Consider the following 12451-nt stretch of genomic DNA (forward strand, 5'->3'; position numbering starts at 1 on the left):
GTCTCTCGGAAGGTGCACAGCGGGGCGCCGCGGGTGGGGGTCACCGGCCGCCCGGCCCGCAGGTCGTCGACCACCCGGCGGGCCGAGTCGGGGGTCTGGTCGTCGAAGAACTCCCAGTTGATCATCACCACCGGCGCGTAGTCGCAGGCGGCGTTGCACTCGATGTGCTCCAGGGTGATCCGGCCGTCGTCGGTGGTGCCGGGGCCCTCGAGGCCCAGGTGGTCGGCGAGGGAGGCGAGGATCTCGTCGCCGCCCATCACCGCGCAGAGCGTGTTGGTGCACACGCCCACCAGGTAGTCGCCCGTCGGCGTGCGGCGGTACATCGAGTAGAAGGTCGCCACCGCCATCACCTCGGCCGCCGTGAGGTCCAGCACCTGTGCGCAGAACTCGACGCCGGCCGGCGTGATGTGCCCGTCCTCGGCCTGGACGAGGTGGAGCAGCGGGAGCAGCGCAGACCTGGCCTGCGGGTAGCGGGCGACGATCGCGGCGGCGTCATCGGCCAACCGCTCGCGGACGTCGTCCGGGTAGCTCCGTCGTGCGCCCGGGTGGACGATCGCCCCGGGTTCATCGGGCTTCTGGCCGAACTGCAGGAAGACCGGTTCGCCGCTCATCGGTCCACACCCCCCATCACCGGGTCGATGCTGGCGACGGCGGCGATCACGTCGGCGAGCATCCCGCCCTCGCACATGGCGGCCACCGCCTGCAGGTTGGTGAACGACGGGTCCCGGTAGTGGACGCGGTAGGGGCGGGTGCCGCCGTCCGAGACCATGTGCACGCCCAGCTCTCCGCGGGGCGACTCGACCGGCACGTACACCTGTCCCGGGGGCACCGCAAACCCTTCGGTGACCAGCTTGAAGTGATGGATGAGTGCCTCCATCGAGCTGTCCATGATGTGGCGGACGTGGTCGGGGGAGTTTCCCAGGCCGTCGGGACCGACCTTGAGCTGGGCGGGCCACGCGATCTTGGGGTCGTCCACCATCACGGGGCCGGGCTCGAGCCGGTCCAGGCACTGTTCGATGATCCTCAGGGACTGCTTCATCTCGTCCACGCGGATGACGAATCGGTCGTAGCAGTCGCTGTGCGAGCCCGTCACCACGTCGAACTCGTAGGTCTCGTACCCGCAGTACGGATCGGTCCGGCGCACGTCGTGGGGCAGCCCGCTCGCGCGCAGCACCGGCCCGGTCACGCCCAGGGCGATGCACCCGGTGAGGTCCAGGTACCCGATGCCCTCGAGACGCATCTTCCAGATCGGGTTCTGGCGCAGGAGGAGCTCCATCTCGCGCAGGCGACCGGGCATCACGTCCAGCAGCTCCCGGATCGTGGGCACCGCCTCGTCGGGCAGGTCCTGGACCACCCCGCCGGGCCGGACGTAGGCGTGGTTCATCCGCAGACCGGTGATGATCTCGAAGACGTCCAGGACCATCTCCCGCTCGCGGAACCCGAACAGCATGGGGGTGCTGGCGCCGAGCTCCAGGGCGCCGGTGGCGAGGGCGACCATGTGCGACGAGATCCGGTTGAGTTCCATGAGCATCACCCGGATGACCGACGCCCGTTCCGGCACCTGGTCGGTGATCCCGAGCAACCGCTCCACCCCGAGGCAGTAGGCGACCTCGTTGAAGAACGGCGAGAGGTAGTCCATCCGGGTGACGAAGGTGACGCCCTGGGTCCAGTAGCGGTACTCGAGGTTCTTCTCGATCCCGGTGTGCAGGTACCCGATCCCGCAGCTCGCACGGGTGACGGTCTCTCCCTCGATCTCGAGGATGAGCCGCAGCACCCCGTGCGTCGACGGGTGCTGGGGGCCCATGTTGACGACGATGCGATCGTCGTCGGCACTGCGTGCGGCGTCGCTGATCGCCTCCCAGTCCTGTCCGGTCGCGGTGAGGACGGTGTCCGAGTCGGTTCTGTCGGCCATCAGCTGTAGGCCCTCCGCTGGTCCGGGGGCGGGATGGTCGCGCCCTTGTACTGCACGGGGATCCCACCGAGCGGGTAGTCCTTGCGTTGCGGGTGGCCCTCCCAGTCGTCCGGCATCTGGATGCGGGTGAGCGACGGGTGCCCGTCGAAGTGGATGCCGAAGAAGTCGTAGGTCTCGCGCTCGTGCCAGTCGGTGGTCGGGTAGATCCTGGTCAGGGACGGGATGTGGGGGTCGGAATCGGGGGCCGAGACCTCCAACAGCAGCCGGCGGTTGTGGGTGATCGACTGCAGGGGGTAGACCACGTGCAGTTCGTGTCCCACGGCGCCGGGGTAGTGGACCCCGCTCACCCCGAGCGACATCTCGAAGCGGAGCGCGGGGTCGTCCCGGAGGGTCAGCGCGACCGCCGGCAGGTGTCGGCGCCGGACGTGGAGGGCCAGCTGCCCCCTGTGGACGACGACGTTCTCCACCGCGTCGTCGAAGGTCGGTCCGCCCCGCGACGCCAGGGCGGCGGTGAGAGTGGCGACCACCCCGTCGTCGTCGCCCTGGTCGTCGTCCGGCGCGCCGCCGTCCCGTGCACCGTGTTCCCCCTCGCCCGGGGCCCGGGTACCTCCCGGCATGTCGACGGGGCGCACGAGGCCGCCGAAGCCGGAGGTGTCGCCGGTGCCGCGGACACCGAACATGCCGTGGCGGACCCCGACGGTGGTCGGGTCGGATCCGGCCGGGCCCGCGGGGTCCGGGGCATCGGCCGGGACCGGATGGTCGCCGGTCACCGGAACATCCCCTCGACGGGGATGAGCGGGCGTTGGTCGAGCGCCGCCCGCTCGGCCGCGCGGACGGCCTCGGCCCGGTTGGCGCCGAGCGGCATGTGCTGGATCTTGTCGTGCAGGGTGATGATCGCGTGCAGGAGCATCTCGGGCCGTGGGGGGCACCCGGGGAGGTAGATGTCCACGGGGACGACGTGGTCGACGCCCTGGACGATCGCGTAGTTGTTGAACATCCCACCCGAGGACGCGCACACACCCATCGCCAGCACCCACTTGGGCTCGGCCATCTGGTCGTACACCTGGCGCAGGACCGGGGCCATCTTCTGGCTGACGCGGCCGGCGACGATCATCAGGTCCGCCTGGCGGGGGGAGGCGCGGAACACCTCGGTCCCGAACCGGGCCAGGTCGTAGCGGCCTCCGCTGGTGGCCATCATCTCGATGGCGCAGCAGGCCAGTCCGAAGGTGGCGGGCCAGAGCGACCCCTTGCGCATGTATCCGGCGAGTTGCTCGACCGTGGTCAGCAGGAACCCGCTCGGCAGCTTCTCTTCCAGTCCCATGATGTCTCCTCCCCCGGCCCCGGTCAGTCCCAGCTCAGCCCGCCGCGACGCCACTCGTAGGCGTAGGCGACGGAGACGTTGACGACGAACAGGGCCATCGCGGCCAGTCCGAACAGCCCGAGGGTGTCGAAGTGCACGGCCCACGGATAGAGGAAGAGGATCTCGATGCCGAAGATGATGAACAGCATCGCCGTGAGGTAGTACTTCACCGGGAACCGGCCGCCCCCGACCGGCTGCGGGGTGGGTTGGATGCCGCACTCGTAGGCCTCGACCTTGGACCTGTTGAACCGGCTCGGACCGGCCAGCGACGACGTCAGCGAGGAGAAGACGGCAAAGGCGACGGCGACGGCGCCGAGGACCAGGATGGGTACGTACTCGTTCATCGCGTCACTCCTCGCGCGTTCCTCGAGAAGCCACCTGTGGGTTCACTTCTCCTGCAACCGCATGGGATCGCCGGCGACCGGCTGTGGTGGGGTCACGGCCCGCCGTCTCCCTGTCGGATCGGGTGTCCCCGACCCCGACTGTGACTCTACTCACATTGCGTTGACGCGTGTCTGGGGTTTCGGCAGACCGGTTCCAGGTGTGCGACGGCCGCCGGTGGTGGCGGGAGCTCAGGTCGGCGCGAGGAGCGAGGTGACCGCATCTCGCAGACGGAACGGGTCGATCGGGTGAGGGACCGACGCGTCGGCCCGGGACCAGTCCGCGAGCCAGCGGTCGTCCGCACGGCCGATCAGGACGAGGATCGGTGGGACGTGGTCGAGTTCGTCCCGCAGTTGCTTGGCCAGTCCGAGCCCGCCGGTGGGGGCGGCCTCGCCGTCGAGGATCACCAGGTCGATGCCGCCCGCGTCCATGGTGTCGACGACGACCGCCGCCGTGGCCACCTCGAGGTAGTCGAGCCGAGGGAGGTCGGGGTGTGGGCGGGTGCCGAGTGCGGTCATGACGCGGTCGCGGGTGCCGGCGTCGTGACTGTAGACGAGCACGCGAAGGGCGATGTCCGGAGCGGTGATCTCGGTCACGTCCGCGATGCTACCGAGGGGGATCCGTGGCGGTGCGGGGTTGGCGGGGGCCGGATGATCCCGTGGCCGTGTCACAATCCGATACATGGATCCCGGCGACCCGCGAGGTGCTGCGATCGACGCGCTCGTCGAACGTGAGCCGGTTCTCCTCACGCAGGTCCTCGCCACCATTCGTGGCACGTATCCCACCTACGAGTCCGTATCAGACGAGGTCATCTCGTCGTCGTTCCACCAGAACATCGAAATGTGCATCCGCGCAGTGGTGGACGGGCCCACACCGCAGGGTCACAAACTGCGCGCCTACGCGCAGATCGCGAGGAAGCGCTTCGAGCAGGGTGTCCCGGTCGAGGACCTCATCCGTTCGTACAAGCACAGCATAGGACTCATCGCGGACGCGCTGACCGAGCTGTTCGACGCGCACGGCGTGTCCCCGTTCGAGAGTCTTCACGCCTACCGGCAGATCTGGATGGTCAGCGACGTGTACTCGGCCGTCCTCGTGGAGGTCTATCGACAGCATCAACTGCAGCTCGACACCCGGAACCATGCGATCAAGAATGACTTCATCGACCGGCTGCGCTCCGGAGATTTCGACGACGGAATCCTTGCCACCGCACAGACTCGCTTCGCCTTGCGCACAGACCTGGACTACCGCGGCTTTGTCGCCGCGATGGTGGGTCACTCCGGGCACGACATCTATTCGCTTCTCGCGATGCTGGAGCCCCAGATCTTCGGCCATCGGGGGGTGTGTGCGATTCGAGGCGATGTGATCGTGGGTATCTGCAGGGAGGTGTTCGACACCGGCGACGGCGTGTCCGTGTCCTACGGTCGGCCCCGTCCCCTGTCCGGCATAGCGGAGTCCCTCGAGGTTGCTCGGCGGGTGGCCAGCACCTCGACCGCGCTGAGCGCGGGGAATCACCACCTCGAGGAGGTCGGCTGGCGGGTAGCTGTCGACCCGGAGTCGCCGGTCGTCGATCTCTTCGACGCGAGATTTCGGCAACCCCTCGACTCGGCCAAGGTCGATGCCGCCTCCACCCTGTGCAGCGTCGAAGAGTATCTCCGGCAGAACCGCTCCTATAAGAACGCCGCGAGAACGCTCAACTGTCATCCGAACACCCTGCGCTACCGGATCGCCCGGTTCGCGGAGATCACCGGGTGTTCGGTCGACGACATGGAGACCGCGGTATCACTGCAGTGGTACTTCGAGCTGCGCGCCAGGGATCGGAACTCGACCGAGGAATGAGCCTCGAACGGTGGCCGACGGTCCATAGCTCGACAGGTTTGTAATCTGTAACGAGACCTACGCAACAATTTCAGGCTGTGGTCCATCTCCTTTTGTGACGAGCGATAGCAGAATGTGTCGGGCGTCATGGCGTCCGAGCCCCCGCTGAGCCCAAAGGAGATCCGCCTGTGCGAGCCCTATCGCGCTCTCTCAACCTTCTCGTCGAGAAGTATCTGCCCAACGCGTTCCTCTTCGCGCTCGTCCTGACGATCGTCACTCTGATCCTCGGGATGACGATCGGGAGCCAGTCCTTGCCGGAGATGGCCGAGCACTGGTACGGCGGATTCTGGGGCTTCCTCGAGTTCGGCATGCAGATGGTGGTCGTACTGGTCACCGGCTACGCGCTCGCGAAGGCTCCGCCGGTCAACAGGCTCCTCACCCGCCTCGCCGGCGTCCCCAAGACCCAACTCGCCGCGCTCGTCATGGCGATGGTGGTCTCAGCGGCATTCGGCATCATCAGCTGGGGTCTGGGCTTCGTCGGGGGAACGCTCGTCGCGATCGAGATCGCTCGACGTGTCAAGGTCGCGGATTTCCGGCTGCTTGTCGCCGCCGCGTACACGGCGGTCATCGCGACTCAGCCGGTGTCGCTCGCCCTCACCGCTCCACTGCTGGTCAACACCCCCGGGCACAGCCTGGAAGATGAGATCGGACTCATACCGGTCACCGAGACGCTGTATAGCCCGACCATGATCAGTGCGGCCGTGTTTGGTTTCCTGGGTGTGCTCGTCGCCTTCATTCTGATGGCACCGAAAGGCCGGGACGTCGTCCCGTTCTCCGGCCCGGATGACGCGCGGGAGACTGCGGACGCCGGCTCGGTCTCCAGGGACTCGACCGTCTCGGACCGGATCAACAACAGCAGGATCATCAACTACCTCATCGTGATCCTCGGCCTGATCGGCATCATCACCTACTTCGTCGCCCAGGGCTTCAACCTCGAACTCAACATCATCAACTTCATATTCCTCATCGTCGGTATCGCGCTCCACGGAAGCCCCGCCAAGTACGCCGAGTGCATCACCGATGGGATCCCGGCGGCGTCGGGAATCGTGCTCCAGTTCCCGTTCTACGCCGGCATCGTCGGCATGATGGGCGGCGCCGGGCTGATCGTCCTGATCGGCGAGTGGTTCGCATCGAGCTCCACGGACGCGACGTTCCCGTTGTTCGCCTACATCTCAGCCATGATCGTCAATATCTTCGTGCCATCCGCCGGTGGCCAGTGGCAGGTCCAGGGGCCGGTGCTGCTCGAATCGATCAGCACCATGAATGTCTCAGCTGCGACCGTCGTCAACGCGGTGTCAGTGGGCGACATGACGACCAACTTGCTGCAACCGTTCTTCGTCCTCGCCGCGCTCGGCCTCTCGGGTCTGGGACTCAAGGACATCTGGGGTTACTGCATGACGGCGATGGTCGTCCTGATGGTGATCGGTTCGACGATCTTCCTGCTCGTGCCGGTCCTCGGGTGGTGACGGGGAACATGATGAGCAGTCACAGCGTGAATGGCCGCGTGAAGACGTGGGAGCCGTCCGCAGCACGGGTCGAGGGGTCGGATCTCCGCAGCTTCCAGAATTGGCTCCGACACCACCGTGGAGTGCATCCGGCCGAGGTAGGAGGCGGGCTCGGAACCTACGCCGAGCTGCACAGGTGGAGTGTCGGATGCGTCGATGACTTCTGGGAGTCGGTATGGGAGTACTACGACCTCGTCGGCGATCGCGGCGCGGGGCCCGTGCGTGAGGGGGAGTCGATCGCTGACACCCGCTGGTTCCCCGACGCGCGCCTCAACTACGCGGAGAACCTGTTGCGCTTCGCCGGGTCGGATCCCGACCGGGAAGCCGTCGTCGGCCTGCACGAATCCCGGCCTCGTCAGTCCCTGACCTGGCGGGAACTCGAAGAACGCACGGCGTCGCTCGCGGCACACTTCCGATCGATCGGGGTGCGGCGGGGGGACGTCGTGTGTGCGGTCCTGCCGAACGTCCCCGAGACGATCGTCGCCCAACTGGCGGCAGCGTCCGTAGGGGCGATCTGGTCGGTCGTCAACACGGACTTCGGCGTCCGGGGGGTAAGCGATCGATTCACGCAGATCGCTCCGAGGGTTCTTCTCACCGTGGACGGATACGACTTCAACGGCCGATACCGGGACATGACGAGGGGCTTGCCCGACCTCATCGACGCCCTTCCGACGATCGAGCACCACGTCTTCGTGGACACGGGGGGCCCCTCGAGCGAGATGCCCCCGGCGACCCGCGTACCGAGCACCCGGATGTCCACGATCATGTCAACGCCCGCCCGGCCCGTATACGACCGCGTCGAATTCTCCCACCCGCTGTGGGTGCTGTATTCCTCAGGGACCACGGGCAAGCCGAAGGGGATAGTCCACGGTCACGGTGGAATCGTCCTCGAAGCGAACAAGGCCAACGGGCTGCAGTATGACCTCGGTCCGGGCGACCGGGTGTACTTCGCCGTGTCCACGACGTGGGTGGCGTGGAACATGCTGGTGGCGTCGATGATGAGAGGTGCGACCGTCGTCACCTACGACGGTGCCCCGTCATTCGGGACGCCGGCCAGACACCTCGAGATCTGCTCGACGGAACAGGTGTCGTTCTTCGGTGTGGGCGCCGCGGTGCTGACGGAAATCCAGCGCTCCGGGATGTCCCCCCGTGCACTCTTCGATTTCTCGAAGCTGGACTCCATCCTGTCCACCGGGTCTCCGCTGCCCGAATCGACCTGGCTGTGGATCCACGACCACGTGAAGAACGATGTGCATCTGGGTTCTGACTCCGGAGGAACCGATATCGCTTCGGGGATCGTCGGATCGAACCCGTTCGATCCGACCTACGTTGGCGAGCTCCAGGGGCCGTATCTGGGCGTCGCGGCGGACACCGTCGATCCGGAGGGACGCCCGGTCGTCGGGGAGGTGGGCGAGCTGGTGATGACCGAACCACTGCCCTCGATGCCCGTGAAGTTCTGGAACGATCCCGACGGGAGCAGATACCGGGGCGCCTACTTCGAGGACTTCCCCGGCATGTGGCGGCAGGGCGATTGGGCCACCCGCAGACCCGAAGGGTCTTTCGTCATCCACGGTCGCTCCGACTCGACGATCAATCGCGGTGGCATCCGCATGGGATCGGCCGACATCTGCGAGGTCGTGGACACCGTTCCGGGTGTGCGGGCGTCCATGGTGATCGGTGCTGAACTGGCTCGGGGTGAGTACTACATGCCGCTCTTCGTCGTGCCTGACGCCGGCTTCGAGGTCGACGACGAACTCCGGGAGGCCATCGTCTCCGAGATCAGGTCGAAGGTCTCACCCAGGTACGTGCCCGACGAGATCATCGCCGCGCCTTCGGTTCCCCGGACCCGCACCGGAAAACTGATGGAGGTGCCGGTCAAACGGCTCTATCAGGGCGCGGATCCGGACGCCGTGAGCTACACCGCGACCGATGAACCGGACACGCTGCGCTGGTACGTGGAGCGGGCGTCGGCGTTCGCCAGGAGGCGGCACGCGGAGTAGCAGGCGTGAAGGTGGGGCCCCGGTGGCACTCGGTGCCCGTGCGCCACCGGGGCGACGAGAAACGCGGCCCGGGCTCGAGAGCACCGGGCCGCGTCTGCGGCGGAGGATAGGGGATTTGAACCCCTGAGGGGCTATAAACCCCAACCCGCGTTCCAGGCGAGCGCCATAGGCCACTAGGCGAATCCTCCGTCGATCACAGTACCCAGCGCGGCCAACCACTGGCAAACCATCCGGGATTCCTCGGCTTCCTCCCGGGCGGCGTGCGGCCGCGGAGGCGGCACGGTTAGACTCGTCACCGGACCCCGCGCGGCGTCCATCCTGTGAACTCCCCCAGGGCCGGAAGGCAGCAAGGGTCAGCGGGCTCTGGCGGGTGCGCGGGGTCCCTTCACGTCCGGCACCAGGACCACCTGCGTCGAGGTGCCGAGACCACCGACGATGTCGATCCCCCGGAGGCCACTGTGGCGCTGTCCGATCTCTCCGCCGACGACCTGGCCCGACTCGAATCGGAGTTGTCCCGCGAGTACGACTCCCTCGCCGAGCGCGGTCTCTCCCTGGACCTGACCCGAGGTAAGCCCTCGCCCGAACAGCTGGACCTCTCCGAGCGGCTGCTGGCCCTGCCGGGGGAGGGGGACCACACCGCGGGGTCGACCGACGTCCGGAACTATGGAGGCGGGGCAGGACTGCCGGAGCTCCGTGGGATCATCGCCGAGCTCCTGGGGGTGGACGTCGACCGGGTGATCGCGCAGGACAACGCGAGCCTGTCGATCATGTACGACCTGCTGGCGTTCTCGATGTTGTTCGGCACGCCGGATTCCGAGCGTCCGTGGAAGGACGAGCCGACGCTCCGGTGGCTCTGCCCGGTGCCCGGATACGACCGGCACTTCACCATCACCGAGGCCCTCGGTATCGAGATGATCCCGGTCGCGATGGGCGAGGGCGGCCCGGACATGGACGAGGTGGAGCATCTCGTGGCGACGGACCCGTCGATCAAGGGCATGTGGTGTGTGCCGATCTACTCCAACCCGACCGGCGTCGTCTACAGCGACCACACCGTGTCGCGGCTGGCGCGCATGGTCACGGCCGCCCCGGACTTCCGGGTGATCTGGGACAACGCCTACGTGGTGCACACGCTGACCCCGGATTTCCCCAAGGTGCCCGACGTCGACTCGATCGCCGCGGAGGCCGGTCACCCTCATCGCTTCCTGCAGGTGTGTTCGACCTCCAAGATCACCTTCGCCGGCGCGGGCGTGTCGTTCCTCTCGGCCTCGACGCCGAACCTCGACTGGTATCTGAGCCACACCGGGGTCCGGTCGATCGGACCGAACAAGGTGAACCAGCTGGCGCACGCGCGGTTCTTCGGTGACGCCGACGGGGTGCGCGCCCACATGCAGAAGCACCGGGAGATCGTGGCCCCCAAGTTCGAGGCGGCCGCCGCAGCGTTGGGCCGCCGCCTCGGCGACTACGGGGTGGCCCGCTGGACCAGGCCTGAGGGCGGGTATTTCATCGACCTCGAGGTCCCGGACGGTACCGCCACGGAGACCGTCCGCCTGGCCAAGGCGATCGGTGTGGCGTTGACCCCGGCGGGTTCGGCCTATCCGTACGGGCGGGATCCCGACGACAGGCACATCCGGCTGGCGCCCACCCTCCCGCCGTTGGCCGAGGTGGAGACGGCGATGGACGTGGTGGGACTGTGCGCGTTGCTCGCGGCGTGTCGCGACGCGCAGAAGTGATGTAACACAGCCTGCCGCTTCGTTAATCACCAATCACTGAGATGCGGACCCGGTGATGCCCCTGTGGGGGTGTCGACGGTGCCGCTGTCACCAGCGAAAGCGGTGGTGCTGTGATCTGTAACACGTTCTCATTACGTGGACCCGCCGGGAATTTCGGGGGACAGTGCTCTGACGTGCACGAATGGCCCCGAAAGCGCTGTTGAGCAGTAGTCAATTGAGGAAGGTCCTTGATCGCCGCAGGTCCGCGTGGTTGTATTTGACGCGTCCGGACCCCATAAGGGATCGGGCACCGGAGTGCGGCTGAGGGGCTGCGAGGGGCCGGTGCTGTGATCTCGGTCCGGAACCGCGCCGCGAGGGTCTGAGGGGGCCCGCACCGCCGCGCGAGGGACGTCGGGAGGGGTCGCGGAGACGCGGCCCCTCCGGTCATTTCGGGATGTCGTCCTCCCGGACGCAGAGGTCTCGCCTCGTCGTCGTACCCCCTGGGTACCCTCTAGCCGTGGCCCTCTACCGGAAGTACCGCCCCGCCTCCTTCGCCGAGGTCGTGGGCCAGGAGCACGTCACCGAGCCGCTCTCCGTGGCATTGTCCTCCGGCCGGATCAACCACGCGTATCTCTTCTCCGGGCCGCGCGGGTGCGGCAAGACCTCGTCCGCCCGCATCCTCGCCCGGTCGCTGAACTGCGTGGAGGGACCCACCGCGACACCCTGCGGGGAGTGCGACTCCTGCGTGGCGCTCGCGCCCGGGGGCACGGGCACGCTGGACGTCACCGAGCTCGACGCGGCCAGCCACGGTGGTGTGGACGACACCCGTGACCTGCGTGAGCGGGCATTTTTCGCGCCGGCGTCGTCGCGGTACCGGGTGCTCATCATCGACGAGGCGCACATGGTCACCAACGCGGGCTTCAACGCGCTGCTCAAGATCGTGGAGGAGCCGCCGGAGCACCTCATCTTCATCTTCGCCACCACCGAGCCGGAGAAGGTGCTGCCGACGATCCGCTCACGGACGCACCACTACCCGTTCCGCCTGCTCACGCCCTCGGCGATGCGCGGACTTCTCGAGCGGGTCTGCGACCAGGAGGGCGTGCGGGTCGAGCCGACCGTCTTCCCGCTGGTCATCCGCGCCGGTGGGGGGTCGCCGCGCGATACGTTGAGCGTGCTGGACCAGCTGATGGCCGGCGCGGGCGAAGAGGGCATCACCTATTCGCGCGCGGTGAGTCTTCTGGGGGCCACCGAGGCGGCGCTGATCGACGACACCGTGGACGCCCTCGCCGCCTCCGACGGTGCGACGCTGTTCCGGACCGTCGACAAGGTCATCGAGGCAGGGCTCGATCCCCGCCGGTTCGCGGCGGACCTGCTGCAGCGTCTGCGAGACCTCATCATGGTGCAGTCTGTCCCCCAGGCCATCGAGCGCGGCCTCGTCGACGCGCCGGTCGAGCAGGCCGACACCATGCGGCGGCAGGCCGAGAACATCGGCCCCGCCACCCTCGCGCGGTGCGCGGACATGGTGCACGAGGGGATGGGGTCGATGCGCGGCGCCACCTCTCCCCGGCTGCTGCTGGAGATCCTCTGCGCCAAACTACTGCTGCCGTCGGCCGACGACTCGGTGCTCGCGCTGCTGCAGCGCGTCGAGGCGCTGGAGTCCGGTACAGCGCGATCGGTCGCCGCCCCGGGTGGCGGGGTCCATGTCGGGG

General features: G+C 67.5%; 11 protein-coding genes, 1 tRNA gene and 1 other RNA gene. 6 read left to right on the forward strand and 7 right to left on the reverse strand.

Annotated features, from left to right (window positions below; genetic code table 11):
- From nuoE to IY392_RS05900, 6 genes are all read right to left on the reverse strand, one after another.
- Positions 1–611, reverse strand: a 611-nt coding sequence (gene nuoE, locus IY392_RS05875; protein WP_194860752.1) for an NADH-quinone oxidoreductase subunit NuoE, incomplete at its 3' end; no start/stop codon positions are given.
- Positions 608–1912, reverse strand: a complete 1305-nt coding sequence (gene nuoD / locus IY392_RS05880) for an NADH dehydrogenase (quinone) subunit D (RefSeq protein WP_107755517.1) — start codon at positions 1910–1912, stop codon at positions 608–610. The genes nuoE and nuoD, both read right to left, overlap by 4 nt.
- A complete protein-coding gene (locus IY392_RS05885) occupies positions 1912–2682 on the reverse strand; it encodes an NADH-quinone oxidoreductase subunit C (RefSeq protein WP_194860753.1) in 771 nt (256 codons plus the stop codon). Before IY392_RS05885 ends, nuoD begins: the two co-directional genes overlap by 1 nt.
- A complete protein-coding gene (locus IY392_RS05890; protein ID WP_107755518.1) occupies positions 2679–3233 on the reverse strand; it encodes an NADH-quinone oxidoreductase subunit B family protein in 555 nt (184 codons plus the stop codon). The genes IY392_RS05885 and IY392_RS05890 overlap by 4 nt, the downstream gene beginning before the upstream one ends.
- 23 nt (positions 3234–3256) lie before the next feature.
- Positions 3257–3616, reverse strand: coding sequence for an NADH-quinone oxidoreductase subunit A (locus IY392_RS05895; RefSeq protein WP_107755519.1), 360 nt, complete (start codon positions 3614–3616; stop codon positions 3257–3259).
- Positions 3617–3844: 228 nt separating this feature from the next.
- A complete protein-coding gene (locus tag IY392_RS05900; RefSeq protein ID WP_228549083.1) occupies positions 3845–4171 on the reverse strand; it encodes a hypothetical protein in 327 nt (108 codons plus the stop codon).
- Positions 4172–4334: 163 nt separating this feature from the next.
- Between IY392_RS05900 and IY392_RS05905 the strand changes: the two genes are divergently transcribed.
- From IY392_RS05905 to IY392_RS05915, 3 genes are all read left to right on the forward strand, one after another.
- Complete coding sequence (locus tag IY392_RS05905; RefSeq protein ID WP_182612284.1) at positions 4335–5489, forward strand: CdaR family transcriptional regulator; 1155 nt, start codon at positions 4335–4337, stop codon at positions 5487–5489.
- Between the two features lie 167 nt (positions 5490–5656).
- Complete coding sequence (locus IY392_RS05910; protein WP_194860755.1) at positions 5657–6994, forward strand: short-chain fatty acid transporter; 1338 nt, start codon at positions 5657–5659, stop codon at positions 6992–6994.
- 38 nt (positions 6995–7032) lie between these two features.
- Positions 7033–9033, forward strand: coding sequence for an acetoacetate--CoA ligase (locus IY392_RS05915; protein WP_309234017.1), 2001 nt, complete (start codon positions 7033–7035; stop codon positions 9031–9033).
- Between the two features lie 100 nt (positions 9034–9133).
- Here the strand turns inward: IY392_RS05915 and IY392_RS05920 are convergent.
- Positions 9134–9221 (reverse strand) — tRNA-Ser (locus IY392_RS05920).
- 106 nt (positions 9222–9327) lie between these two features.
- On the opposite strand from IY392_RS05920, the gene ffs reads away from it, so the two are divergent.
- The 3 genes from ffs to IY392_RS05935 all read left to right on the forward strand — a co-directional run.
- Positions 9328–9422: signal recognition particle sRNA small type (gene ffs, locus IY392_RS05925), an RNA gene on the forward strand.
- A gap of 69 nt (positions 9423–9491) precedes the next feature.
- Positions 9492–10763 carry an aminotransferase class I/II-fold pyridoxal phosphate-dependent enzyme gene (locus IY392_RS05930; protein ID WP_194860757.1) on the forward strand — a complete coding sequence of 424 codons (1272 nt, stop codon included), beginning with the start codon at positions 9492–9494 and terminating at the stop codon, positions 10761–10763.
- A gap of 496 nt (positions 10764–11259) precedes the next feature.
- The coding region (locus IY392_RS05935) for a DNA polymerase III subunit gamma and tau (protein ID WP_194860758.1) at positions 11260–12451 on the forward strand (1192 nt) is incomplete at its 3' end.

It is taken from the genome of Dietzia sp. SYD-A1 (assembly GCF_015356725.1).
GTDB lineage: Bacteria > Actinomycetota > Actinomycetes > Mycobacteriales > Mycobacteriaceae > Dietzia.

Excerpts from the sequence above, each read along its gene's own strand:
- nuoD (WP_107755517.1), bottom strand. The coding sequence starts at position 1,912 with ATGGCCGACAGAACCGACTCGGACACCGTCCTCACCGCGACCGGACAG.
- IY392_RS05895 (WP_107755519.1), bottom strand. The coding sequence starts at position 3,616 with ATGAACGAGTACGTACCCATCCTGGTCCTCGGCGCCGTCGCCGTCGCC.
- IY392_RS05900 (WP_228549083.1), bottom strand. The coding sequence starts at position 4,171 with ATGACCGCACTCGGCACCCGCCCACACCCCGACCTCCCTCGGCTCGAC.
- IY392_RS05905 (WP_182612284.1), top strand. The coding sequence starts at position 4,335 with ATGGATCCCGGCGACCCGCGAGGTGCTGCGATCGACGCGCTCGTCGAA.
- IY392_RS05890 (WP_107755518.1), bottom strand. The coding sequence starts at position 3,233 with ATGGGACTGGAAGAGAAGCTGCCGAGCGGGTTCCTGCTGACCACGGTC.